Raw genomic sequence first — 23,964 nt, 5'->3', positions numbered from 1 at the left:
GAGCGCCATGGATACCATCCTTGTCATCAATGCCGGCTCTTCTGATCTCCGATTCCAGATCTACTCTGTCGAAGGAGAAGGCAGGCTACGGCAGCGGCTCAAGGGGCGGTTGGACGGCATCGGGCGCTGTCCGCGCCTGCGGGCGAGCAAGGCTGGCGGCGGTCCGCTCGCCAATCGCGCTTACCCAGTCGAAGCAGTGCAGGATATTGCGGCCGCGATGGACATTGCCGGCGCCTGGTTGCGGGATGAGCTTCATATCCACCCCATTGCAGTCGGGCACCGCGTCGCGCACGGCGCTGCGGAGCATGATCGGCCGGTCCTCATCGATCACGAAGTCCTGGCGTGCCTGGAGCGGTTGACCGCGTTGGCGCCGTTTGACCTACCGCACAATCTGGCGCCTATCCGTTCGATCCTGGTGAATTTCCTGGCGCTCCCGCAGGTCGCCTGCTTCGACACCGCATTTCACCGAACGCATGCCGCGGCCGCCGATGATTATGTCATTCCTCGTCAGCTCTATGCCGAGGGCGTGCGGCGCTACGGATTTCATGGTCTCACTTACGAATATATTGCGAAGGCCTTGCCTAGGATTGCGCCGGAAATCGCGATGAAACGGGTGATAGTCGCGCGTCTCGGGAGCGAGGCATCGATGTGCGCGCTCAGCGGTGGACTGAGCGTAGAGAGCACAATGGCCTTCACCGCGCTTGACGGATTGCCGATGGACGTGCGAGCGGGGCAAATCGATCCGAAAGTCGTGGGGCGCGGTGATATGCGTCAGCTCGAAGCAAGTAAGGACGCGAGCGCGAAGTTCGCCATCGATCATTTCGCTTATCGAATCGGTCTCAACGCGGGCATGCTCGCAGCTGCGCTGCAGGGTCTTGACGCGTTCGTCTTCACGGCAGAGGTTGGCGACAACTCCGCATCGCTCCGTTCGCGCGTGGCGGAGCAGCTCGCATGGCTCGGTGTCAAGCTCGATGCGAAAGAGAACGCGCTGCAATCGCGGCTGATATCGTCTCCAGCGAGCCGCATCCCAGTCTACATCGTGCCCTCCGACGAGGATCTCATGATCGCCAGGCACACGCTGGCGCTGCTGATGAAGGGTGGCTCGAGGGTGGCAAGCTGAGCGTCATGATCGGGGCTCTTGGCGGCCGCAGTGCCGAGCGTACACGCCCGCGGCACGTTGATCTGCGTCAAACGCCCGCATCATACCGCGGGCCGGATGGCAGGGCTGACCAAACCAAACCCCGGCAGCGTCTGAGGGAGCTCGCAATGGCGGTCCAATTCCTGCTCGGTACCTTGATCAGCGTGATCAACATCATGATTCATGCGCTGGTGACCGTTGCGGCCATCGACATCGCTCGTACCGCTGGCTTGAAGCATACGGCGCGGCCCCGGTCGCACCTGATGGCCGTGATGGTCACCACTGCTGTCATTTTGATGGTCGCGCACACCGTCGAGGTTCTCATTTGGGCGCTCGCCTATGCGATGGTCGGCGCGGCGCCTCCGGGGAGCGATCTGCTATATTTCACCTTCGTGAACTACACCACGCTCGGCTATGGGGACATCACGCCCGTGGCGGGCTGGCGGCTGACCGGACCTATGACAGCAATGAACGGCATCCTGATGTTTGGTTGGTCGACCGCGGTTCTTTTCGAGGTCCTGCGCAAGACGGTTGAACATCTCGCGGCGATTGCGGCCCCTAAGTCTAGTTCTGGAGATCGAGGCTAGCGAGCTTCAGCCTGTCCAGCAGCACGATCTGGCGCTGAGTGTTTCCGATGAAGCCGAGGATACCGAGCTCATGCAACCGCGATAGTGCGCGGGAGACGGTTTCCAGCGTTAATCCGAGATAGTCGGCGATATCACGCCGCGACATCGGCAGCGCCATGATCCCGGCGGCGGTCAGCCGCTTGTCCATCTCGATCAGGAAGGCTGCGACCCGCTCCAGCGACGTCTTGCGGCCGAGCAGCAGCATGTGGTCTTCCGCATGCTGAAGGTTGGTCGTGGTCATGCTCAGCAGGTTACGAGCCACCACGGCGTCGTCCTGCGCGACCAGCTCGAGACTTTGGCGCCTCACCAAACGAACCGTGGTGTCGACGATCGCTTCCGTCGTGAACCTGTGCGCGCTGCCGTTTTCCAGCCCGAAGATGTCGCCCGCAAGATGAAATGCGCCGATCTGGCGTCGGCCGTCCGACAGCAGCTTGTAGCTCCGCACAGCGCCCTTCTTCACCTGATAGACGTACTCTGCGGGCTCCTTTTCACCGTAGACTTCGGAGCCCTTCTTATAGGTAAATTCGTTTAGACTGATGATCGGATTTGAATCGGTGTTTAACCCCAGCTCACGGAGCGAATGAAGCCGCGAGGAGGCGTCGGCAGCGGTGCGAACGAACATGGCCAACTCCCGAACTAATGGTGACGCGGTATTTCCATCGCGGGAATAAGGAGCCGCCGAAAATCCGCTTCCCGCGAAGGTTGTTTAGGCGATAATTGGGGTTTTCAACCATTGTCTGTAGGTGCATTGTACCAAGGTACAGGAGGGGTTCGATGCGCTGACTGAGAACCCGTCAGAGTGTCTGTCAGATGATGCGGCAATATGCCGACAGCGGACGCTTCGTTCCCGGTTGTGGCATCCCAATTGGGCTGCTTTGCTCAGGCATCGACGGCATGTCTGGTCTTTCTGCATTTGAAGTACCCATCGAGGGGAAAAAACTTGTCCGGCTTCGTATATGTCGTGGACGACGATGCATCCTTCCGGACGGCGATTCAGCGTCGGCTCAAACTGGCTGGGTATGAAGTTGTGACCTACGCGTCCGCCCAGCAGTTGCTGGATGATCCGCCAGGGTCCGACCATCCGGGATGTATCTTGCTTGATGTGCAGCTTCCTGGCCTGAGCGGGCCGGAGTTGCAAAGCTCGCTCGTCCAACGCCGTTCGCCGCTGCCGATCGTCTTCCTGACCGGACATGCCGATACCGCGACGACGGTTCGTGCCATCAAGGCCGGCGCGGAGGATGTCCTTACCAAGCCGGTATCGTCTGAGCAGTTGATCGATGCGATTGAGCGGGCAATGGCTCAACAGGAGGTGGCGCGCGGCCAACGGAGCAAGCTCGATTCGCTTCGTTCTCGCTTGACGTCTCTGTCGCGGCGCGAACGACAAGTGTTCGACCTGATCGTGCGCGGCAAAATCAACAAGCAGATCGCCTATGAGCTCGGAACGACCGAACGCACGGTGAAGGCGCACCGCCACCAAGTGATGACAAAGATGCAGGTACTATCGTTTGCCGAACTGGTGTCCGCTGCCGAGCGGCTCGGCCTGCTGGATTCGGCAAAGGTGTAATGCAGGCCGGTTTTCGTGCGCTTCTTCAGGTCCGTGATCAGACCTGTACGATGGGACAATATGAAATGCTATTGACATAATTCGCCCTGGGCCGCCTACATACCGGCGTCGTTAGCCGTCGGATTAGCGCAGGAACCTTTGCCGCGTAGCGTCGTTGCGACGCGAGTAACAGGTTTCCAATCAGAAAGACGGGCCCATTGTTTGCACGTAAGTCGATTTACGTCGTGGATGATGATTTATCAATGCGCCGAAGCTTGGAGCGGCTGCTTCGAAAGCACGGCTTTGATGCTGTTGCTTTTGATTCGGCCGCTGCGCTGCTTAATTATGGCTGCATCGAAGAGGCGTGCTGCATCGTTCTGGATATCAATCTGAACGGAGAGTCGGGTATCTCACTCCGCCGCAGGCTCGCGAGCGAATGTGCCAGTGTCCCCGTTATCTACATTACCGGCAACGACTGCCAGGCAAATCAGGCTGCCGCGGTTCAGTCCGGATGCGCCGCCTATCTGGCCAAGCCCTTCGCAGCAAGCGCACTCATCGATTCCATCGAACGCGCCTGCGCCGACCATGGCTGACCTCGCCGCTGCTCACTCCTCGATGTCCTGCTCCAGGGTCTGTGCGGGCGCGCCGTTGTGAACCGAACCAAACTTCGCCAGCGGCAGCGATGTTGTCAGAGACAAAAGGTTGGAATCGGTGACCTCGAGCGCCAGAGTCTTGCCGGCTTCCATGTCCTCGATGAACTTGGGATCGGCGGCGTCGGCGGCGATACAGGCATTGCTCAGGCACCAGGTGTAGGGCAACGACCGGGAATTTCCCTGATCGACGGTCAGCTTGGCAGGCTGTTGCAGATACATGCCGACAGGGACAAACACTTGCAGCCGGGCAGTGCGGTCGCCGTCGCGCTCGATCAGGTCCATGCGCACCGCCATCTGGCCCGTTGCAAACTTGCCGGTGATCGAGGTTCGGCACAGCATCGGCGCACCGCCGGGCTTGACGCAAAGCTTCCGCCAGTCGCCATAGGTGATGTCCTTGGCTTCGCGCTGTCCGCGAGGCGCGATTTCGGCGGACTTTGCCTCTGGAGCCGGCTTGGGCGCGGCTGCATTCTGCGCCGAAGCTGGTCCGGCAAGAGCCGCCGCGAACAATATCGACACGCAGACGAGCGCACGCCCAGACGAAAGCACTGAAGTTGCGTCAATCATGTACTGCCTCCACGCCAGCCTCCGCGGCTATTTCTGTGCGTCAAGGAATTGCTCGACGAGTGGCGACCACGTCGGGATCGTATCGGGCGAGCCGATGAAGAAGTGCCCTTCGTTGCCAAAGGGTGGCATCAGATGATATTCGGCCCTGCCGCCGGCAGCGGAGAAAGCATCGTGCATGCGCTTCGACAAGGCCGGGCCAAAAAACGTGTCGTTCTCGATATAGAACCACAGCATTGGCACCCGCGACGTTCGGCCGAAATCGGCAGTCGCTTCGACCAGCTTGTCCGGTGCGCAATTGTTGTTGGGTTTACCGTCGACGCGACCGCCGCGTCCAGCCGCGAAGGTGATGATTGCCTTCACCTGCGGCGGGTTTGCGCTCGAGAGCGCAATGGAAGCCCAACCGCCGGCGGACTGTCCGATGACGATCATGTCCTTCGGCAGAACGCGTTTCTCGGCCACCATGTAGTCGATGATCCAGAGATCGACTTGCGCAACGGCACGTCCGGCGTCGTGAAAGTTGGGACTAGTACAGTTTCCGACCTTGGAGAAGAACGGCCCGTAGAGACCGCGCTCGGGAATGTCGATGGCCGCTGCGCCATAGCCGGTGCCGACGGGGGCCACGACGAAATAGCCGCGCTTTGCGAACCATTTGGCGGCGTCTCGGAATTCCACCAGCGGAAAGAAGCTCCGGTCGACGGACTTGAGCGACACGCCATGGTTCATGATCGCCAGCGGGAAGGGGCCGTCGCCGACAGGCCGCACAACGTACGCGAACATCGGCAGCGGTAGCGGCAGCGCCCAGATCTCCTCTTGGAGGCGGGCGTTCTCTTCGGCCCGTGCAGGAGCAAGAAGGCAGGCCAGGATGCTCAAAGCAGTCCATATCCCTTTTAGGTCCAAAGCGTGCCGGGAATTCACGCGCGCCTCCTTCAACCGGCGAAAGTGCTGGCGACGATGATCGGTCCAAGCACGGTCAGGACGACGTTGCCAACAGCGTAAGGCACGGCCACGCCGAGCACCGGCGTCTGGCTTTCTGCAACTTCGCAGGCCCCGGTCACCGCGGCGTCGACAGTCATGGCGCCGGCCAGCGCGCCGCAAATGATGACCGGGTTCATGCGGAGCACGCGATGGGCAAACAGGGTCGTCACGATCAGCGGCACCAGCGTGACCACCAGGCCCATGCCCACCAGCAGCATGCCGTGCGACTGGATTGCGACCCAGGCCGCGTGGCCGTTCCCGAGCCCGATCGCGGCGATGAAGCCGCCAAGGCCGAGATCGCTCAGCGTCTGCTGCGCTGCAGGCGGGATTGCGCCCATGGTCGGCCGCCGCGAGCGGAGCCAGCCGCAGAAGAGCCCCGCAATCAGGGCGCCACCGCCACCGCCCAACGTCAGGGGCACCGACCCGATCTTGACGCTCGCGAGACCGGCGAGCAGACCCACGGCGATGCCTGCGGCAAGGAATGCGATGTCGGTGCGGTCTTCGGAGCTCAGGATCTGTCCAACCTGCGAGGCGGCGCGCTCGATGTTGCGGGTGCTGCCGACCAGCGTCATGACGTCACCGACATAGACGCGGGTGTCGGCGCTCAGGGGGACCTCGCGTCCCATCCGCGTCAAGGTGCGCAGGAACACGCCGCGCGCGGCGTCGCCGACGCGTTCAGCCATGTCCTTGACGGAGCGGCCGTGGAGTTTGCGGTTATCGACGAGGACGTCGACCACATTACCTGGAAGAGCCTTCAGGATCTCGTCAGCGTCGATTTCGGTGCCAACAATCGGCTTTGCGGCGACAATGGCCGCCGTGCGACCCGCGATGACGATGTCGTCGCTCGCTTCAAGCACCGTGTCGCGATGCGGCTCGACGTCAGCTCCCCCGCGCACGATCCGCTCGATCACGCTGCGGCTGCCGATCTCGTCTTCAACGGCGCCGACGGTCCGACCGGCCGCGGCCGACACTCGATAGGCGCGGGCCTGGAATTTGCGATAATGCAGATTCTCAGTTTGTGGCGGGTTGCCACCTGAAAGCTCCGCCTCGAGCTTTGCAGCTTCCGCTTTCAGATCGATCCGCATCAATTTCGGCGCGACAAACGGCACGTACAGGAGTGTGAGGATATAGCCGAGCACGTAGGTGACGGCGTAGCCGGCGGCGATATTGGCGTCCTGCTGCTGCAGCAACTCTTTGGGGAGTCCGAGCTGAGCTAGTGCGCCAGACGCGGTGCCGATGACCGACGACTGTGTCAGGGCTCCCGCAGCAAGACCGGAAGCGGTGCCGGGACCGAGCGCGAACACATGGGCAAATACGAGAACGATGACGAGGCCGGTGCCGCCAAGCACGAGTGCGAGCGCAACCTGCGCCAGGGTCCGGATGCTCAGCGAGGCGAAGAACTCAGGTCCGGACCGGTAGCCGATCGTGAACACGAACAGGCTGAAGAGGATGACCCTGAGCAAGGATGGAAACGTGAAGGTGCCGAGCTGCCCGATCAGAACGGCAACGATGAGCGTGCACGCGGTGGTGCCGATCGAAAAACCGCGAATCCGGACGCGGCCAAGAATGGTGCCCAGCGCGACCGACAGCAGCAGAAAGATTTCCGGAGCGGCGGAGATGATCCATCTGACCGTGCTCATGGTGCAGGCCCTCCAGCCATTTGCACCAAATCTGGTTGGTGATAGCCGGCGATGCTTGATCCAGATCAATCCTCGCGGTCGGCCAGTCGCTCCCTGTTGAGCCGCAGGATTCCAAAGCCGACGTTGGGACATGAGCACGATGGATACCGCCGTTGCTTCGTCGATACGCCGCGACGAAACGGTGCCGGTCGCGCTGTTGCTGGCGTTCGCGGGCGGCTATCTCGACGCCTATACGTGGATCATGCACGGCGTCATGGCTAACGCCCAGACTGCAAATCTCGTGCTGCTGTGGGTCTATGGATCGATCGGCGACTGGGCGAAAGCGCTCCACTTCGTCCCACCGATCCTTGCGTTCGCGGTCGGTATTGGCGTCGCGTCATGGCTGCGCCGGGCGGCGCGACAGCGCGCCAGTGCCATCAGCACGCTGGTCGAAATCCTCCTGCTGGTCACCATCGCCATTCTGCACAACCGCTTGCCGGATCTCGCCGGAACACTCGGCATTTCCTTCGTCGCCGCCGTGCAGAGCGCGGTCTTCACGAGGGTCGAGGGCGTGCTCTACAGCTCCGTCATGATCACGGGCAACATGCGGCAGGCGATTGAAGGGCTGTTCGCTGCGGCCTCCGGCAATGGGACGCTCCGTCCCCCCGGCATTTTCGCCACCCTATGCGTCACCTTTGGTCTAGGGGCGGCTGTGGGCGCCTTCGCGACCAAGCAAATCCCAAATCTGGCGCTCGGTCTCCCCGTGATCGCGCTGCTGGTCGTGCTGTTGCTCTGCGAAGTCTCAAGCGAGGAGGGCAGGCTCTGATGTCTTCCGGGCGGAAATGGCGCTGGATCTTCCTGTTCCCGCCCGCAACCTGGCTGGCGCAGTATCACCGTGCCTGGCTGCGTTCGGACGCCATCGCCGGCATTACGCTTGCGGCTTACGCCATTCCGGTGTCGCTGGCCTATGCCACGCTGGCGGGCCTGCCGCCCCAAATCGGCATCTACGGCTACATGCTCGGCGGCATCGGCTATGCGCTGCTGGGGTCGTCGCGCCAGCTTGCAATAGGTCCGACCTCGGCGATCTCGCTGATGATTGCGGCGACCGTCGGGACGCTGGCCGGCGGAGACGCGGCGAAATACGCCGAGATCGCGAGCCTGGCCGCCTGCGCGGTGGCGCTGCTTTGTCTTATTGCCTGGTTGTTTAAGCTCAGCGTTCTCGTCCGCCTGGTGAGCGACAGTATCCTGGTCGGCTTCAAGGCCGGCGCGGGGCTCACGATCATGATGAGCCAGCTGCCGAGCCTGTTCGGCGTCGCCGGAGGCGGTCACAATTTCTTCGATCGCGCCATCAAGCTCGCCGGTCAGCTCGGCGGCATCAATTGGCTGGTTCTGGCGATCGGAGCCATCGCGCTCTTGTTCCTGCTGGTGGGAGAGCGGCGGCTGCCCGGAAGGCCGGTCGGGCTCACGATCATGGCGTTGTCGATTGTCGTGGCGACATTGCTTGGCCTTCCGTCCCTTGGCGTGCCGGTCACCGGGAAAATCCCAGAGGGATTGCCGGCTATCGGGTTGCCGAGTTTTGGCCTGTTGGAGCCGGACGAACTGTTCCCGCTGGCTGCGGGATGCGTGCTGCTGGCTTATATCGAAGGCGTCTCCGCCGCCCGCAGCTTTGCTGCCAAGCACGGCTATGCCCTCGATGTTCGCCAGGAGTTTTTGGGGTTGGGCGCGGCGAACCTCGTCACCGCCTTCGGCCACGGCTATCCCGTGGCCGGGGGACTGTCGCAGTCTGCGGTCAACGACAATGCCGGGGCGCGCACGCCGTTGGCCCTGGTGATCTGCTCGGCAACGCTTGCGCTATGCCTGCTGTTCTTCACGGGGCTTTTGACGAATCTGCCAAAGGCGGTGCTTGCGGCGATCGTCTTTGCCGCCGTCTACCGGCTGGTGGACATCCGCGCGCTGTTGCGGATGTGGCAAGTCAGCCGCATCGACTTTTACGCTGCGACAATTGCCCTCCTATCCGTGTTGCTCCTGGGGATCCTGCAGGGCGTCCTGCTCGCGGCGGTCGCTTCGATCGTCCTCCTCCTGGCGCGAGCTTCACGCCCGAACGTCGCTTTCCTCGGTCGCCTCCCGGGTACCGGCCGTTACTCCGACGATGCGAGGCACGAAGGGGTCGAGCCATTGGTCGGCATTATCGCCTTTCGACCGGAAGCCTCGCTGCTTTACATCAATGCCGAAACAATCCTGGAAACAGTGTCGGATGCCTTGCTGAAGTCAGCCGATGTCAGATTGGTGGTCTGCGATCTCTCCGCGTCGCCGTACATCGATCTGGCTGGGGCGCGCATGTTGCACGACCTTTACGACAAACTCGCCTCGGCGCATATCGCCTTCTGCATTGTCGGCGCGCACGCACAATTGCGCGATCTGCTGCGGGCTGAGGGATTGGCGGAAAAGACCGACAGTGCGGCTTGGCTTCGCTCGGTCGACGACGTGCTCGGTGAGAACAAGCAATCGTCTGATCCGATATCGCTATTGCCCAGCCAGCTCTGATCCGATCTCCCGCCCGAAACCGGACGCCGGCAGCCACTTTGGCGATATTGCATCGCGAGGTGCATCGCACCTTCTTCAAGATGCGCGTCCGTTGACTTGGATCAATAGACCGACGTGAGCGGGCACCACGATCCCGGCCGAGACGTCGCAAAAAGATCCGGAGAGAGACATGTCCAAGGACGCCAAGGCTGCAGAAAAGCGCATCGATCAGTTCATCTCCGGGCCCGGCGGACGGGCGGACGACTGGCGCGATCTGGTCGAAGCAGCCAAAGCATGGGCGCGCGGCGGCGACCGCGCCAAGTATGATGCGGCGCTGGCCGATCTCTCCGTCATTGAAGAGTTTCACGGCTATCCCGGGCTACAACTGATGGCCGCTTTGCGCGAAGCGGCCTCGGCCGGGGATGCGGCGGGTTCACTTGGTCTTGCGACGCGGATTACGCAGGCCCTGATGACAAGATCCTTCCGCCAACATGCCGGCGATTGGGATCCCAAGGACGACGGCAGTGGCGATGCACCCGAGCTCGTGTCCTCGAGTTTCGGCTCACATGCAGCCCGGCGACCCTATTTCGAAACGCTCGTCGTCACCGGCGTCTCCTCCGAGAAGTGGCCGGCGCTCGCCGCCGAATGGCGCAAGTTGCGCCGTCCAGTCGATGCTTTTGTCTATGAGCCGGTGATCGTCGGCAGCCTCGAAGACGCCTTCTGCGCGACGATGCTCAACCCGAACATCGCGGCCGTCGTCATCAACGAAGGGTTCGGGCTGCGCTCGCGTCACGACGCGCCGGTATTGCGCACCATGACCGCCGCCGCGGGGATCAATGACGAGTCGGACGCGTCCGCTCTCCGGCTCGCACACATCATCAAGCGGGTGCGCCCCGAACTCGACCTTTATCTGATGTCGAATCGCGACGTGGAGGAAATGGCGGGGAACCCCGAGGCCAATGTGGTTCGGCGGATATTCTACTCCATCGAAGAGCTCCTCGAACTCCATCTCTCTATCCTCGAGGGTATCCAGGATCGCTTCGATACGCCGTTCTTCGACAATCTCAAGAAATACGCGCAACGCCCGATCGGGACGTTCCATGCGCTGCCGATCGCTCGCGGCAAATCTGTCTTCAGGTCGGACTGGATCCGCGATATGGGCGAGTTCTACGGCTTGAACCTGTTCCTGGCCGAAAGCAGCGCGACCACCGGCGGCCTCGACAGCCTGCTGGAGCCGACCGGCACCATCAAGAAAGCACAGGACAAGGCGGCGCGGGCGCTTGGCGCCGATCGCGTGTTCTTCGTGACCAACGGCACCTCGACGTCGAACAAGATGGCAGTGCAGGCGCTGCTCGGGCCAGGCGACATCGCGATCGTCGATCGCAACTGTCACAAATCGCACCATTACGGCATGGTGCTGGCCGGCGCCCAGCCGATCTATGTCGAAGCGTTCCCGATGACGGAATATTCGATGTATGGCGCGGTGCCGCTGAAGACCATCAAGCAGGCCCTGTTGAACGCGAGGGCCGACGGCCGGCTGGACCGCGTCAAGATGCTGGACCTGACCAACTGCACCTTTGATGGCCACATCTACAACACCCGCCGGGTGATGGAGGAATGTCTCGCGATCAAGCCCGATCTCATCTTCCTGTGGGACGAAGCCTGGTTCGGCTTCGCGCGCTTCTCGCCGTTCCTGCGTCGGCGGACCGCGATGGGCGCCGCGAATGAGATCGAGACGTGGATGCACGACCCGAAATCGGTCGCGGCTTACGAGAAGCAGCAGGCCGAGCTCGGCAAGACTCCCTCGGACGACGTGCTGCTCAAGACCCGTCTGATCCCGGATCCGCGCCAGATCCGCTTGCGCGTCTATCAGACCAACTCGACCCACAAGTCGATGTCGGCGATCCGGCAGGGTTCGATGCTGTCGGTCAAGGACGTCGAATTCCACACCGTCGAGCAGCAGTTCAAGGAAGCGGTGTTCACGCACGCGTCGACCAGCCCCAACCAGCAGCTCATCGCCAGCCTCGATGTCTCGCGGCGCCAGATGGAGCTCGAGGGCTACGGTCTCGTCGCCAACGCGATCGAAATTGCGTTCGCGATCCGGAGGGCGGTCAACAGCAATCCGCTGATCTCGAAATACTTCCGGATTCTCGGTGCGGACGCGATGGTGCCGGCGCAATATCGCCAGAGCGGCTTCACCGACTATCTCGCAACTGGCATGAACTGGGCGAACATCCTGAAGAGCCTGGACGACGACGAGTTCTGCCTGGATCCGACCCGCATGACCTTGGTGTGCGGCACCGCAGGTTACGACGGTACGCAGTTCAAGGGCATCCTCGCCAACGACTACAATATCCAGATCAACAAGACATCGCGCAACTCGGTGTTGTTCCAGTCGAACATCAACAACACCCGCAGCGACGTCGCGCATCTCGTGAGGGTACTGGCCGAGATCGCGGGAGAGGTCGACCGCGGGTTGGTTCAGGGCGGCGCCAATGCGAAGAAGACCTTCGAGGCGCGGGTCAAGAGCCTGATGACCGATGTGCCCGACCTGCCGAACTTCTCGCAGTTCCACGACAGTTTCCGTGGCGATGCCGGCACCAGGACCAACGAGGGCGACATTCGTAGCGGCTTCTACTCGGCCTATGATGCGGCGGGATGCGAATATATCCGGCTCGGCGATTCCGAGATCGACCGTCGCCTCAAGGCCGGTCCCGACCTCGTCTCGGCCAGTTTCGTGATCCCGTATCCGCCGGGTTTCCCGATCATGGTGCCGGGGCAGGTCATCACCCAGGAAACCATCGACTTCATGCGCAAGCTCGATGTGAAGGAAATCCACGGCTACGACGCCAAGGAAGGGCTGAAGCTCGTGCGTGCCGAGGCCCTGGCGAAGATTGGGCGGCCCAAGCCGGGCGCCGCGCCGAAGCTGAAGGCGGCATCGTAATAAAAGGGGACGGATATGCAGAGCTTTTTCACGTTCTTGCAGCAGAACCCGTTTCTGTTGCTGTTCTTCGTCGTCGGGCTCGCCGTCTGGATTGGCCGGGCCAGCATCAAGGGTTACGGCCTCGGCATGGTCGCCGGCGCCATCGTGGTGGGCGCAGCCCTTTCGGTTTGGGCGTCGGTCTACGGCGTGAAGCTTGAGCTGAACGCGTTCGCCAAGAGCCTGTTCTACTATTTGTTCATGTATGGCGTCGGCTTACGTGTGGGACCGTCCTTCATCAACAGCCTGAAGGGCGATGGTCTCAAGTTCTGCATCCTGGCACTGGTTTCGAGCGTTCTCGGTCTGGCGCTTGTCGTTATGCTTTCGAAGCTCTTTGCGCTGCCAATTGGTGCTGCCGGCGGCATGCTGGCAGGATCGCAGACCATGTCTGCCGCGATTGGCTCGGCTGAGCAGGCCATCACCTCGGGCGTCGTGAAGCTTCCCGAAGGCATGAAGCCCGAGGACGCGTCGGGCATGATCGCGCTGTCCTACGGCATCACTTATATCTGGGGCACCGTTGGCATCATCCTAATCTGCAAATATCTGCCGCGCTGGTGGGGCGTCGACGCCAAGGCCGCAGCCAAGCAGTACGAGCAGGAGTTTGGCGTCAAGGACCTCGAGGGTGGTGGCCTGACCGGTTACCGGCAATTCGGCCTGCGTGCCTACCGGCTCGATAATCCGGCCCAGGTCGGCATGAGCATTGCCAAATTCCGTGTGATGAATCCCGAATACCGCATCGTCAACGTAGCGCGCGGCGGAGAACCGCAGGGTGCCGATCCCGAATTCGTCCTGCAAAAGGGCGACGTCGTCGCGCTCGGCGGCTCGACCGAACATCTGACCGACAAGATGGGCCTGCTCGGGCCGGAGGTCGCCGACGCCAAGGCGCTCGGCATTCCCATGGATCAGGCGGACATCCTCGTCACCAACAAGGAGATGGCCGGGCGGACCTTTGAATCCTTCCGCGATACGGCCATCGCCGGCCAGCTGCAGGTCACCAAGGTCGAACGTGGCGGCGTGCAGATTCCGGCCGGTCTCAAGACCGAGTTGCAGCGGATGGACATCGTCTCGGTGGTCGGCATCAAGTCGGCTGTCAACGAGCTCGGCGACATGTGGGGACGCATTGCGCGGACCAACACCTCGACCGACCTGTTGACGCTCGCCGCCGGCATGATCATCGGCTTCCTGATCGGGATGATCGAATTTCCAGCCTTCGGCGCCAAGATCGGCCTTGGCAATGCCGGCGGATTGTTGCTGTCCGGCGTGATCGTCTCGTCGCTGGTCTCGCGGCTGCGCTTCTTCGGCAATACGCCGAACGCGGCGCGCAACGTGCTGGAGGATCTCGGCCTCGTGGTCTTCGTCGCCATCGTCGGCATCAATGCCGGCGCCGGACTACTGGCGCAGCTGACCGGGGCCGTGGCGCTGAAGATCTTCGTTGCCGGCTTCATTGCCTGCACGATTCCGCCGTTCATCGTCTGGGCGATCGGCTTCCACGTCTTCAAGATCAACCCGGCCGTGTTGATGGGCGGCGTCGCCGGTGCGCGGTCGCACTCCGGTCCGTGCCGCGAAGCCGCGGTGGAAATCCAGAGCTCCGTGCCCTGGATCGGATTCCCGGTCGGCTACGCCGTGTCGGGCATTCTGCTCACCGTGTTCGGCTATTTCGCAATGATCCTGGCTCAATAGCTCGGCGTCACAACCAGAGGAAAGAAAAGTCATGAGAAAAGTCGCTATCTATGCCGCCCTGGTCGCTTCGCTGGCAGGCGTCGCCGGCTTCAGCACGCCGTCGCGGGCAGAGACCGGCCAAGTTGCCGTTGTCTTCACCAAGGGCGGTTTCATCGTTGGCGTCGGTGGCGGCGAGGGCGTTCTGCTGTATCGTGGCCACAAATATCCCTTCACCGTCTCGGGCATGAGCGTCGGCTTTACGATCGGCGCCTCGACCACCAAGCTAGTCGGCCGCGCCCTCAACCTGAGGGGGCCGGAGTCGATCGAAGGCTCATACGCTGTCGGCGGTGCGGGCGGTGCTATCGCTGCCGGCGCAGGTGCCGTTCAGCTACAAAACGGCAATGGCGTGATTCTGCAGCTTAGCGGGCCGAAGGTTGGTGCGGAGCTGTCAGCCGCTGTGGGGGGCGTGACGATAGCCTTGAAGCGGTAGAGCGGCAGTCGCGCCGCTTCGGCGGTCGCGGCGCTCTAGCTGAATGGCGGCTGCTTTTCTCATGCACGTAAGTCAGTGAAGCCGCCGCAACTCAGTGCCAGGTTCGGGTGCCAATCGCGTTCCGCGAGGCATCGTCGAAAGCGGATCACGGTGCCCATAACGAGGGAGGACATGCCATGCTTCGTTATCTTCTCGCTCTCGCTGCGGCCGTCGTTCTTCTCGCGGCCGCGCTCGTTCCCGATGATGCCTATGCCCGCCGCGGAGGTGGCGGTGGAGGCTATCGCGGAGGTGGAGGGGGCATGCGCGCCGGAGGTTTCCATGGCGGCGCCGTTCACGCCGGACGGATCCATGGCGGAGGCGGACGCCATTACGCAGGAGGTCCGCGGCCGAGCCATCCCATAGCCGGTCGTCCGGGCCGCCCCGGTTACCCCGTTGCGGGCCGTCCCGGCCGTCCCGTCGCCGGTTATCCCGGAGGCTATCCGCGATATGGCTACCGAGGCGCCGCTTACGGTGCTGCCGCCGTCGGTGCGGCTGCCGCGGGCGCCTACGGATACTACAATAACAACTACAACAACGGCTGTTATCAGGACACGTACGGCAACTGGGTCTGCCCCAACCAGTACCCATATTGAAAGAATGCGCGGCTGACGGACCCAGCGAAGTCCGTCAGCAGCATCGATCTGACGGACAAGGATCGGATCGCGCGGGAGCGCGGCCCCGATCACCTCGTCAATATCGCTCGGTAACGAAGTTCATCCCACGCAGGCCGGCCTGGTCGTTGTAGCGTCCTTTGTCGGAGCGCTTCGGCAGCCTCACCTTGTCCTTCTTGATCCGCTTGTGCGGGATAGCCTCCAGGATGTGCGCGATACAGTTCAGCCGCGCCCGCCGCTTGTCGTCGGAGCGAATGATGTACCAAGGCGCCTCCTTCGTGCTCGTCTTCTTGAGCATCAGGTCGCGCGCGCGCGAATAATCATACCAGCGCTTGAAGGATTCGAGGTCCATCGGGCTCAGTTTCCATTGCCGCACCGGATCGTCGATGCGGGCGTTGAAGCGGCGCTCTTGCTCCTCCATCCCGACCTCGAGCCAGATCTTGATCAGGATGATGCCGCCGTCGATGGCGTACTTTTCCACCTGCGGGCAGAGCGACAGGAAACGATCGTGCTCGGCGGGCGAGCAGAATCCCATGACATATTCGACGCCGGCGCGGTTGTACCAGCTCCGGTCGAAGATCACGATCTCGCCGCCGGCCGGAAACTGCTTCATGTAGCGCTGGAAGAAAAGCTGCGTCTTTTCGCGATCCGATGGCGCCGGAAGCGCCACCACCCGGAATACGCGCGGGCTGACCTTTTCGGTGATCGCCTTGATCGTGCCGCCCTTGCCGGCCGCGTCGCGGCCTTCGAACAGGACGATGACCCGAAGCTTGTTTTCCTTTACATAATCCTGGAGATGGCAAAGCTCGATCTGGAGCTTTTCGAGCTCCTTCTCGTAGTCCTTGCGCTTCATCCGCTCTGAGGCTTCGTCCTTTGCCATGCCGCTCCGCCTTCTCTTAACTCGGCCGAAACGTGATCAGTCGCCCCACGAAATGATGACGCCGATGTCGCCGGGGACGCCGTCAGGAAAGTCGACGACCTGGTAGCCGATGCGATAGCCGCGCGGCTTGAGGTATTCGGTCCAGAGTTCGAAGATCTCTTTTGGAATTCCCGTCAGCGTTTTCTCCCAGCCCGCCTCCATCTGGTTGATCGCACGGCCCTTGTCCGTGCACAGCGTATTCGGGAAGCGATAGACCTGCACTTCGGTCAGGCCGTTGCGAACCGCGCGCTGGATGATGGTCGAGGCGAGCTTGATTTTCTCCTCCTCGGATTTGCCAGACGGTTTGCTCAGCCGTTCGATCAGAGCGCGTTTCTCGGCTTCGGCCGCGGCGGCGAGGCGAACATATTCCTCGGCCTTTCTGGCTTCCTCGAGCGCAGCTTCCTTGCGAATTTGCAGTGCGTTGGGAATGAGCTCATCGATGCCGGGCATGATTGGTGCGTTCCTGGCTTGCTGTGGGATCGGAGTCAGGGCTAAGCTAAGTTTCGCGCCGTTCGGACCTTTGATTCATATCAAGCAATTTTCTCACCTGCGCGGCCACAGTGACGAGCCGGCGCGCAGACCGCCCTGATCCCTTCCGTGGAGGCGACCATTGAGCGAGCAACTTCATCCGATGGCTCCGCATCATCTGCCGTTCTACCTCGCGCCGGGAAGCGGCACGGACGTTCTGATGGTGGTGATGGGGATCTTCCTGATCGGCACCGTACTCTGGGTTGGCACGCTCTATTGGAAGCTGCACAGCCTGCCCGAACGAATGGCGCACAAGTCGCAGAAGTTGCAATTCGAGATCGTGGCCGTGCTCGGCATCATCTCGCTCTTTACGCACATGCACATTTTCTGGGTGGCCGGCCTTCTGCTCGCAATGATCGACTTGCCGGATTTCGGCACGCCGCTGCGGAGTATCGCAGGCTCGGTCGAGAGGATCGCCGACGCCGCGCCCGGCGAGAGCCGCGAGCCAGAACTCCCCAGCTTGCCGCCGGTCGAAAAGCCGATCGTCAAGGGAAAGGAACACAGCCATGTTTGAGCTCATGTTCTGCTCCCTCCTGACCATCCTGCCGGACTACCTCTACCGCCGCTATGCCCAGGGCAAACGTTTCGGCAAGGAAATCACCTTCTTTTCCATCTGGTATGAATTGCGATGGGGCATCACCGGCTGCTTGATGCTGACGATTTCGCTGATCACCATGATCTTCTACTTTCACCCGTCAACGACCTCGGCCGCGCTCTATTTTCGGACAGTCCCGATCCTGCCTGAAGGCTCCGGCCGCGTCGCGGAAGTCAATGTCGGCTACAGCGAGGCAGTGAAGAAGGGCGACGTGCTGTTCAGGTTGGACAGTTCGAAGCAGAAGGCTGCTTTGGAGACGGCCACCCGCAAGATCGCCGAGGTTGACGCCGCGATGACAAGCGCCGAAAACGACGTGGTCAAGGCCGAAGCGCAGATCCAGGAAGCCAAGGCCAGCCTTCAGCAGGCCAAGGACGAGCTGGACGTCAAGACGGAGCTGCAGCGCCGCAATCCCGGTATCGTCCCGCAACGCGATATCGAAAAACTACAGGTCGTGGTCAACCAGCGGCAGGCTGGTGTGGACTCGGCCACCGCGTCCAAAACGTCGGCGACATTGCGGCTTTCGACACTGTTGCCGGCTGAAAAAGCGAGCGGCCAGGCGGCGTTGGCTGAAGCGCAGGTCGATCTCGACAAGACCTTCGTTCGCGCCGGCGTCGACGGTCGGGTCGAGCAGTTCCTCGTTCGGACGGGCGATCTCGTTGCCCAGATCATGCGACCAGCCGGCGTGTTGATACCGGCGGATGCCGGCAGGGGTAGGCTGCAGGCCGGGTTTGGACAGATTGAAGCGGGGGTAGTGAAGGTAGGGATGGTCGCAGAAGCGACCTGCATCTCCAAGCCATGGGTGATCATTCCGCTCCTTGTCACCGATGTGCAGGATTACATCGCCGCCGGCCAGGTCCAGGCTGGCCAGGAACTGATCGAAGCTCAGAATGCACGTAAGCCAGGTTCAATACTCGCCTTCCTGGAGCCGCTGTACAAGGGCGGCCTCGACGGCGTGACGCCGGGCAGCAGTTGCATCGTCAACGCCTATACCAGCAACCACGAGGAGATCTCCGCGAAGGAGACGGGCACGGCTCGTGCCGTCGCCCTGCATGTCGTCGATGGCGTCGGCCTCGTGCACGCCATGCTCTTGCGAATTCAGGCGCTGCTGCTGCCGATCAAGACGCTGGTGCTCAGCGGGCACTGACAGGCTTCGCTTTGGCTTGAATCGCACTTCGGTTCAGCGATGCGCCTCAGTTGAGCCGGTCTGGCGTCATGAGCCAGTCCGACCAGTCAGCGCATATTCACTGTGAGTGCCACATGGTCCCCGCGAAAATGCCGATCTGGCTCCGTTCCTTCATAGTCGCCAGCGCTGTTGTGCTCGTGCTTGGAGCTGGCCTGTTCGGCTACCGGTGGTATTCTCGCCCCACGACGCTGACGATCGCCGTCGGATCGCTGGACGGTGAGGCCGCGCGTCTGGTCTCGGCACTGGCGAGCCGGCTTGCCGTGGTGAACGCCTCGGTCCGGCTCAGGCTGGTGGAAACGACCAACGCGGTTGATGCTGCCGAGCAGTTTGCGGCGGAAAAGGTCGAGCTTGCTGTCGTCCGGGGCGACGTCGGCGATCTGTCGCAGGCGCAGGCTATCGTGGTTCTCGCCCACGCCGTTGTCCTGCTGGTTGCGCCGCCGGGCTCCTCCATTACCGAAATCGCTGGTCTGAAGCGCACCAGCGTCGGCGTGATCGGCGGCGAGATGAATCGCAAGGTCGTCGACGTCCTCAGCGACGAATACGGCCTTGGACGCGCCAACGTGACATTCCGAAATCTCCAACCGGCAGACGCGCGGCGGGCACTCGATGCCAAGGAGGTACGGGCGATTCTGATCGTCGTTCCTCTTGCCGACAGGTATCTGGCCCTCTTGCGCGGCCTCTTTCTGCAGACGCCGAAGACCGCGCCGGTCCTCCTTCCCGTCGAGGCGGCTGGTGCCATCGCTGAAAAGCAGCGCGCCTATGAAAGCTTCGATGTCCCGAAGGGCACGATGCGCGGTTCGCCGCCTGTCCCGAGCGAGGATCTCACCACGCTGCGGGTGTCGTTCTATGTGGTCGCGCAAAAGCAGCTCAGCGCAGAGGTGGCGGGCAGCCTGGCCGACGCGCTGATGAAGGCGCGCAGGGACCTGCTCGGCGAATTGCCGATCCTCTCGCAAATGACCGCACCGAGCACGGATTCGGACGCCTTCCTCCCGGTTCATCCTGGCGCCGCAGCATTCTACAACGGAACGCAGCAGAGCTTTCTGGACGAATGGGGAAACGCGATCTTCCTCGCGCCCATGATTTTCGGCGGCCTCATCTCCGTATTGGCGGCGGCGTGGAAATTCCTTCAGGTGCGTGATCCCTCTAAGGACGAACGGGGCCTGGACTTGCTGTATGCGCTGGGCGCGCGGATACGCAGGACGGAGGCGGAGGCCGAACTGTCCGATATCGAGGTCGAGATCGACCGGGTGCTCCAGGGCCAGCGCGCCAAGGCCGCTGCAGGAGACGAGAATGCGCTCGATGTCACGACATTGAATGTCGCTGCGCATCGTCTTCAGAGCCTGATTCACGACCGTCGGATCCTGTTGTCCGCGAACGGACATGAGCAAGCGCTCGGTCAGCCAGTTGACCGCACCTGACGGTGGTCACTCCAGACCAAGTCGAATCACGGCCGCACCCAAGCTCAGCGACCTTGATCTTGATCAAACCCTCCGACCGCGAACCCCGTTTCCTTCAGCAATCGCGTCATGCGAAGGGTGCGGGACATCAGGGGGATAGCGGACGGGCAATGAAGCGTCGTGAGTTCATGGCCTTGGTCGGTGCTGCAGCCGCTTGTCCGGTTTTCGCGCACGCTCAGGACGGGGCACCGCGGCCGATGCCGTCGGTCGGCGTGCTGACTGGCAATTTGGTGGGCGATGGCGGCGCTCAGATGCGCGTCAATGCCTTTCAGCAGGGTCTCGCCGACCTCGGCTGGATCGCCAATCAGAACTACCGACTCGATGTGCGCTGGCCGGGCTCCAATCCGACATGGCAGGAACGTGAAGCTCGCGAACTTGTTGCCACCGGACCCGACGTGCTGTTTGCGACCAGCACGGCGACGACACGGGCGCTGCGGGCTGCAACGCAGATCATTCCGATCATCTTTGTCGGGCTCTCGGATCCAGTCGGGACAGGCCTCGTCGTCGATCTGGCAAGGCCGACCAGCAATCTTACCGGCTTCTCGCTTTACGAGCATGCTATGAGCGGGAAATGGCTGAGCCTGTTGAAGGACATGGTGCCCAGCATGAGCAGTGCGATGCTTCTGTACAATCCCGAGACCGCGCCATATGCGCCCCTTTATCTTCAGGCCGCACACCAGGTGGAAAGTCGCCTGCGCATGACGGTTACCGGCGCCTCCGTCCGCAGCGGCGCCGAGATCGCGGGGGTCATCGAGACGGCGGCGCGGAATGGCAGCGGGATCGTCGTACTGCCGGACGGCGGCTTCTTCAGTACTCAGAGCGCCATGGCAATCCCGTTGCTGGCCCAGCGCCGCGTGCCGGCGATCTTCGCCGTCCGCTTCTATACTGTGAATGGCGGGCTGATGTCCTATGGCGCCGACCTGACGCAACAGTTTCGCGACGGCGCTGGCTATGTCGCTCGCATCCTTCGCGGCGCCGAGGTCCGCAGTCTTCCGGTGCAATTCGCCACAAGGTTTGATCTCGTTATCAACGTGAGAGCGGTCCACTCACTTGGGCTGGCGATCCCGGAACGATTGCTGATGGAGGCTGAGCTGATTGACTAGCTTGCTCGGGCGTCGCGGGGGATGAGGCAGCGTTTCGTTGATCTCGATCAACAAACGCCAGCTCTCGGGTCTGATGATCGCCGGAACATGTGTATGGAGGATCTGATGTTTTGCTGCGGCAGGACCTTGATGGCGCTTGCGCTCGTGATCGCGATTCCGCTGGCGGCGGCGGCGCAGACCGCAGATAAGGCGCCCGCCTCCAGCCCGCAGCAGGCAAATCCCCCCGCGCAAGCCGCAGAGCTTCTGAAACCGGAGCAGCTCGAAGCTCTGGTCGCGCCGATTGCGCTCTACCCCGACGAGTTGCTTGCCAACGTGCTCGCGGCTTCCACCTATCCTCTGGAAGTCGTTCAAGCCGATCGCTGGCTGAAAGAGCGCAAGACTCTGAAGGGTGATGTCCTGAAGACTGAAGTCGAGAAGCAGCCGTGGGATGACAGCATCAAGGCGCTGGCCTCGACTGCTGAGGTCTTGGCCATGATGAGCGACAAGCTCGACTGGACCAAGGCGCTCGGCGACGCCGTGCTGGCACAGCAGCCGGATGTGATGGATGCGGTCCAGCGGCTGCGGACCAAGGCTTATGACAACAAGAAGCTGGTGACCACCAAGCAGCAGAAGGTGAGCGTCAAGACCGAGGAAAGCAGGCAGGTGGTCGTGATTGAGCCGGCGGTTCCCGATACGATGTATGTGCCGTATTACGAGCCTGCGACAGTCTACGGCGCGTGGCCCTACACCGAGTATCCACCATATTACTTCGGCTACCCGTCCTACATCGGCGCAGGCGTCGTCGCGGCGGGTCTCGCCTTCGGCACGGCCTGGGCCATCGGTCGCTGGGGCAATTATTGGGGCGGCGGCTGCAACTGGGGCAACCGCAACGTCTATATCAATCACCGAACCACGAATATCGGAAATGGCTGGCAGCACAATCCCTCGCATCGCCAAGGGGTACGCTACAACAACGCCAACGTTCAGCAGCGCTTCGGCAATAGCAATCTGAAGGCCGGGGCCGCCGACCGGATGGATTTCCGCGGCCGCGACGGACAGCAGAAGCCGGGACAGGATCGGCCAGGTGCGGGAGATCGTGCCGGCGATCGCGCAGGTGATCGAGGCGGTGACCGACAAGGCGCGGGGGATCGTGCCAAGGCGGGAGGCGATCGTGCCAAAGCTGGTGGCGATCGCGCGGCCAAAGGCGGTGGTGCCAAGAATGCCGGCGCAAAGAGTGCTGGCCCTAAAGCGGGCGGTGCCAAGGGCGGCGGCACCAAGGCCGCGAACCGCGGTGGTGGCGGAAGCGCGCTGAACGTGTCGTCGGGGCGCTCGGCGGCCGCAGCGTCGGCCCGTGGCCAGGCGAGCATGGCGAGCATGGGACCGCGCGGCGGCGGTGGCGGAGGTGCGAGCTTCGCCGGCCGAGGCGGCGGCGGAGGCTTCCAGGGTGGAGGTGGCGGAGGCCGGGGTGGTGGTGGTGGCGGTGGACGGCGTTCCGATATCGCACTGAAGCACGATGTCGTTCTGCTCGGCCATCTCGCAAGCGGCCTTGGTTATTACCGCTTCAGCTATATCGGCAGCGACAAGGCCTATGTCGGCGTCATTGCGCAGGAAGTCGAGGAAGTGAAGCCGGTAGCCGTCACCCGCGAAGCCGACGGCTATCTCCGGGTGTATTACGAAAAGCTCGGTCTGAAATTCCGTACCTATCGCGATTGGCTCGAGAGCGGCGCGCGGATTCCTGCGGGGGTGACGCAATGATGGGTCTGAAGTCGCTTCATCGTGCGGCGTTGCCGGCCATCATGGCGCTGGCGCTCCTGAACTCGCCATCCCTTGCGCAGCAGTTTTATCCGACACCGGAGGATGCGGCAGCGGCGCTCGCTGCCGCCGTCAAAAGCGGGCCGGACCGGGCCATCCTGAAAGTCCTCGGCAGCGCTGCCGAGGACATCGTCTCGTCCGGTGATGAGGTCGCCGACGTCGACATTCGGAAACGCTTCACCTCGATGTACGACGCCAAGCATTCGATCAAGGCGGAGGGTAACAAGAAGGCAATGCTGATGTTGGGTCCGGACGACTTCCCGTTCCCGATCCCGCTCGTCAACACCAGGACCGGCTGGGAATTCGATGCCGCCGAAGGCCGCATCGAAGTGCTGTATCGCCGCATCGGCCGCAATGAGCTCGACGCGATTCAGACCAGCCTCGCGTTTGTCGATGCCGAGAACGACTACGCCGACAAGGATCGCGGCGAAGGGGCCGGCGTGTACGCACAACGCATCGTCAGCAGCGCGGGCAAGAAGGACGGGTTGTTCTGGCGTGACGACAATGACCAGAGCCCACTCGGCGCATTGGCAGCGCAGGCTTCGGCTGAAGGCTACAAGGCCGAGGAGGGTGCGGCGCCCTATCACGGCTATTATTTCCGGATCCTGAAGGGGCAGGGGTCGAACGCGCCAGGCGGCGCGCTCAACTATGTGGTCAAGGGCAAGATGATCGGAGGTTTTGCATTGGTCGCCTGGCCTGCCGAGTACGGCAATTCCGGCGTCATGACCTTCCTGGTCAACCATGCGGGCGTTATCTACCAGAAGGATCTCGGTTATCGGACCAAGGTTCTCGTTTCCCGCATGACTGCATTCGATCCGGACCAGACCTGGAAGAAGGTCGATGGTGCAAAACCCTGAGCGACGCACGCAGATAGTGCGTCTGGCACCCTCGTATCGGTCGCCAACCTCAGCACGATCATGATCTCTATGAAGTGAGCGAAAGGCGGAACGATCGTGACGGTCTCGTAG

Annotated in this window: 22 protein-coding genes; 16 read left to right on the top strand and 6 right to left on the bottom strand. The window is 62.3% G+C overall.

The features are described 5' to 3' along the window. Positions 1 to 7 precede the first annotated feature (7 nt). Together AC0L20_RS03360 and AC0L20_RS03355 are read left to right on the top strand one after the other, a co-directional pair. Positions 8 to 1,120, top strand: a complete 1,113-nt coding sequence (locus AC0L20_RS03360; protein WP_473287413.1) for an acetate/propionate family kinase — start codon at positions 8 to 10, stop codon at positions 1,118 to 1,120. Positions 1,121 to 1,266: 146 nt separating this feature from the next. Further along, entirely contained in the window at positions 1,267 to 1,725 is a 459-nt protein-coding gene (locus AC0L20_RS03355) for a potassium channel family protein (RefSeq protein ID WP_473287412.1), read from the top strand. Here AC0L20_RS03355 and AC0L20_RS03350 read toward each other — a convergent pair. After that, entirely contained in the window at positions 1,703 to 2,386 is a 684-nt protein-coding gene (locus AC0L20_RS03350) for a helix-turn-helix domain-containing protein (protein ID WP_456764936.1), read from the bottom strand. The genes AC0L20_RS03355 and AC0L20_RS03350 overlap by 23 nt on opposite strands. Positions 2,387 to 2,704: 318 nt before the next feature. Here AC0L20_RS03350 and AC0L20_RS03345 point away from each other — a divergent pair, with 318 nt between their 5' ends. Further along, entirely contained in the window at positions 2,705 to 3,328 is a 624-nt protein-coding gene (locus tag AC0L20_RS03345) for a response regulator transcription factor (protein ID WP_473287411.1), read from the top strand. Between the two features lie 197 nt (positions 3,329 to 3,525). Continuing rightward, the gene (locus AC0L20_RS03340) at positions 3,526 to 3,900 is read left to right on the top strand and encodes a response regulator (protein WP_473287410.1); all 375 of its coding nucleotides are present in this window, start codon (positions 3,526 to 3,528) and stop codon (positions 3,898 to 3,900) included. Positions 3,901 to 3,912: 12 nt separating this feature from the next. Here AC0L20_RS03340 and AC0L20_RS03335 read toward each other — a convergent pair whose 3' ends face one another. Genes AC0L20_RS03335 through AC0L20_RS03325 form a run of 3 tightly spaced genes read right to left on the bottom strand, consistent with a single transcriptional unit; the run spans position 3,913 to position 7,139 of the window. Further along, a complete protein-coding gene (locus AC0L20_RS03335) occupies positions 3,913 to 4,524 on the bottom strand; it encodes an invasion associated locus B family protein (protein ID WP_473287409.1) in 612 nt (203 codons plus the stop codon). A 27-nt stretch (positions 4,525 to 4,551) separates the two neighbouring features. Continuing rightward, complete coding sequence (locus AC0L20_RS03330; RefSeq protein WP_473287408.1) at positions 4,552 to 5,394, bottom strand: alpha/beta hydrolase family protein; 843 nt, start codon at positions 5,392 to 5,394, stop codon at positions 4,552 to 4,554. Between the two features lie 56 nt (positions 5,395 to 5,450). Next, on the bottom strand, positions 5,451 to 7,139 hold the full coding sequence (locus tag AC0L20_RS03325; protein ID WP_473287407.1) for an aspartate-alanine antiporter-like transporter: 1,689 nt from the start codon (positions 7,137 to 7,139) through the stop codon (positions 5,451 to 5,453). Between the two features lie 130 nt (positions 7,140 to 7,269). On the opposite strand from AC0L20_RS03325, the gene AC0L20_RS03320 reads away from it, so the two are divergent. From AC0L20_RS03320 to AC0L20_RS03295, 6 genes are all read left to right on the top strand, one after another. After that, positions 7,270 to 7,944, top strand: a complete 675-nt coding sequence (locus tag AC0L20_RS03320) for a YoaK family protein (RefSeq protein WP_473287406.1) — start codon at positions 7,270 to 7,272, stop codon at positions 7,942 to 7,944. Then, complete coding sequence (locus AC0L20_RS03315) at positions 7,944 to 9,662, top strand: SulP family inorganic anion transporter (RefSeq protein ID WP_473287405.1); 1,719 nt, start codon at positions 7,944 to 7,946, stop codon at positions 9,660 to 9,662. The genes AC0L20_RS03320 and AC0L20_RS03315 overlap by 1 nt, the downstream gene beginning before the upstream one ends. Positions 9,663 to 9,831: 169 nt before the next feature. Next, positions 9,832 to 12,585, top strand: a complete 2,754-nt coding sequence (locus AC0L20_RS03310) for a decarboxylase (RefSeq protein WP_473287404.1) — start codon at positions 9,832 to 9,834, stop codon at positions 12,583 to 12,585. Between the two features lie 15 nt (positions 12,586 to 12,600). Continuing rightward, positions 12,601 to 14,301, top strand: coding sequence for an aspartate:alanine exchanger family transporter (locus AC0L20_RS03305; RefSeq protein ID WP_456764929.1), 1,701 nt, complete (start codon positions 12,601 to 12,603; stop codon positions 14,299 to 14,301). Positions 14,302 to 14,332: 31 nt separating this feature from the next. Further along, complete coding sequence (locus AC0L20_RS03300; RefSeq protein WP_007592965.1) at positions 14,333 to 14,770, top strand: hypothetical protein; 438 nt, start codon at positions 14,333 to 14,335, stop codon at positions 14,768 to 14,770. A gap of 176 nt (positions 14,771 to 14,946) precedes the next feature. Then, positions 14,947 to 15,402 carry a hypothetical protein gene (locus AC0L20_RS03295; RefSeq protein ID WP_473287403.1) on the top strand — a complete coding sequence of 152 codons (456 nt, stop codon included), beginning with the start codon at positions 14,947 to 14,949 and terminating at the stop codon, positions 15,400 to 15,402. A 97-nt stretch (positions 15,403 to 15,499) separates the two neighbouring features. Here AC0L20_RS03295 and ppk2 read toward each other — a convergent pair whose 3' ends face one another. Both ppk2 and AC0L20_RS03285 read right to left on the bottom strand, forming a co-directional pair. Continuing rightward, the gene (ppk2, locus tag AC0L20_RS03290) at positions 15,500 to 16,300 is read right to left on the bottom strand and encodes a polyphosphate kinase 2 (RefSeq protein ID WP_473287402.1); all 801 of its coding nucleotides are present in this window, start codon (positions 16,298 to 16,300) and stop codon (positions 15,500 to 15,502) included. A gap of 36 nt (positions 16,301 to 16,336) precedes the next feature. Further along, positions 16,337 to 16,789 (bottom strand): hypothetical protein, encoded by a 453-nt coding sequence (locus tag AC0L20_RS03285; protein WP_085351234.1) that lies wholly within the window; start codon positions 16,787 to 16,789, stop codon positions 16,337 to 16,339. A gap of 181 nt (positions 16,790 to 16,970) precedes the next feature. On the opposite strand from AC0L20_RS03285, the gene AC0L20_RS03280 reads away from it, so the two are divergent. The 6 genes from AC0L20_RS03280 to AC0L20_RS03255 all read left to right on the top strand — a co-directional run bounded on the left by AC0L20_RS03280 (position 16,971) and on the right by AC0L20_RS03255 (position 23,853). Further along, positions 16,971 to 17,381 (top strand): hypothetical protein, encoded by a 411-nt coding sequence (locus AC0L20_RS03280; protein ID WP_456769659.1) that lies wholly within the window; start codon positions 16,971 to 16,973, stop codon positions 17,379 to 17,381. Next, complete coding sequence (locus AC0L20_RS03275; protein WP_473287401.1) at positions 17,374 to 18,606, top strand: HlyD family secretion protein; 1,233 nt, start codon at positions 17,374 to 17,376, stop codon at positions 18,604 to 18,606. The genes AC0L20_RS03280 and AC0L20_RS03275 overlap by 8 nt, the downstream gene beginning before the upstream one ends. Positions 18,607 to 18,719: 113 nt before the next feature. Next, positions 18,720 to 20,063, top strand: a complete 1,344-nt coding sequence (locus tag AC0L20_RS03270; RefSeq protein WP_473287473.1) for a TAXI family TRAP transporter solute-binding subunit — start codon at positions 18,720 to 18,722, stop codon at positions 20,061 to 20,063. A 149-nt stretch (positions 20,064 to 20,212) separates the two neighbouring features. Beyond that, positions 20,213 to 21,205, top strand: coding sequence for an ABC transporter substrate-binding protein (locus tag AC0L20_RS03265; protein ID WP_473287400.1), 993 nt, complete (start codon positions 20,213 to 20,215; stop codon positions 21,203 to 21,205). Between the two features lie 105 nt (positions 21,206 to 21,310). Further along, the gene (locus AC0L20_RS03260) at positions 21,311 to 22,939 is read left to right on the top strand and encodes a DUF3300 domain-containing protein (RefSeq protein WP_473287472.1); all 1,629 of its coding nucleotides are present in this window, start codon (positions 21,311 to 21,313) and stop codon (positions 22,937 to 22,939) included. Further along, a complete protein-coding gene (locus AC0L20_RS03255; protein ID WP_473287399.1) occupies positions 22,936 to 23,853 on the top strand; it encodes a DUF2950 domain-containing protein in 918 nt (305 codons plus the stop codon). The genes AC0L20_RS03260 and AC0L20_RS03255 overlap by 4 nt, the downstream gene beginning before the upstream one ends. The last annotated feature ends 111 nt before the right edge of the window (positions 23,854 to 23,964 follow it).

The organism is Bradyrhizobium sp. Kon58, from assembly GCF_055807455.1.
Note: the sequence above shows the minus strand (reverse complement) of the source record. Positions and strands in the feature narration are given on the sequence as shown.

Coding starts and splice junctions, on each gene's coding strand:
- AC0L20_RS03275 (WP_473287401.1), top strand. CDS start 17,374: ATGTTTGAGCTCATGTTCTGCTCCCTCCTGACCATCCTGCCGGACTAC.
- AC0L20_RS03305 (WP_456764929.1), top strand. CDS start 12,601: ATGCAGAGCTTTTTCACGTTCTTGCAGCAGAACCCGTTTCTGTTGCTG.
- ppk2 (WP_473287402.1), bottom strand. CDS start 16,300: ATGGCAAAGGACGAAGCCTCAGAGCGGATGAAGCGCAAGGACTACGAG.
- AC0L20_RS03335 (WP_473287409.1), bottom strand. CDS start 4,524: ATGATTGACGCAACTTCAGTGCTTTCGTCTGGGCGTGCGCTCGTCTGC.
- AC0L20_RS03350 (WP_456764936.1), bottom strand. CDS start 2,386: ATGTTCGTTCGCACCGCTGCCGACGCCTCCTCGCGGCTTCATTCGCTC.
- AC0L20_RS03315 (WP_473287405.1), top strand. CDS start 7,944: ATGTCTTCCGGGCGGAAATGGCGCTGGATCTTCCTGTTCCCGCCCGCA.
- AC0L20_RS03360 (WP_473287413.1), top strand. CDS start 8: ATGGATACCATCCTTGTCATCAATGCCGGCTCTTCTGATCTCCGATTC.
- AC0L20_RS03265 (WP_473287400.1), top strand. CDS start 20,213: ATGAAGCGTCGTGAGTTCATGGCCTTGGTCGGTGCTGCAGCCGCTTGT.
- AC0L20_RS03260 (WP_473287472.1), top strand. CDS start 21,311: ATGTTTTGCTGCGGCAGGACCTTGATGGCGCTTGCGCTCGTGATCGCG.
- AC0L20_RS03325 (WP_473287407.1), bottom strand. CDS start 7,139: ATGAGCACGGTCAGATGGATCATCTCCGCCGCTCCGGAAATCTTTCTG.
- AC0L20_RS03355 (WP_473287412.1), top strand. CDS start 1,267: ATGGCGGTCCAATTCCTGCTCGGTACCTTGATCAGCGTGATCAACATC.
- AC0L20_RS03320 (WP_473287406.1), top strand. CDS start 7,270: ATGAGCACGATGGATACCGCCGTTGCTTCGTCGATACGCCGCGACGAA.
- AC0L20_RS03295 (WP_473287403.1), top strand. CDS start 14,947: ATGCTTCGTTATCTTCTCGCTCTCGCTGCGGCCGTCGTTCTTCTCGCG.
- AC0L20_RS03270 (WP_473287473.1), top strand. CDS start 18,720: ATGGTCCCCGCGAAAATGCCGATCTGGCTCCGTTCCTTCATAGTCGCC.
- AC0L20_RS03300 (WP_007592965.1), top strand. CDS start 14,333: ATGAGAAAAGTCGCTATCTATGCCGCCCTGGTCGCTTCGCTGGCAGGC.
- AC0L20_RS03255 (WP_473287399.1), top strand. CDS start 22,936: ATGATGGGTCTGAAGTCGCTTCATCGTGCGGCGTTGCCGGCCATCATG.
- AC0L20_RS03310 (WP_473287404.1), top strand. CDS start 9,832: ATGTCCAAGGACGCCAAGGCTGCAGAAAAGCGCATCGATCAGTTCATC.
- AC0L20_RS03280 (WP_456769659.1), top strand. CDS start 16,971: ATGGCTCCGCATCATCTGCCGTTCTACCTCGCGCCGGGAAGCGGCACG.
- AC0L20_RS03285 (WP_085351234.1), bottom strand. CDS start 16,789: ATGCCCGGCATCGATGAGCTCATTCCCAACGCACTGCAAATTCGCAAG.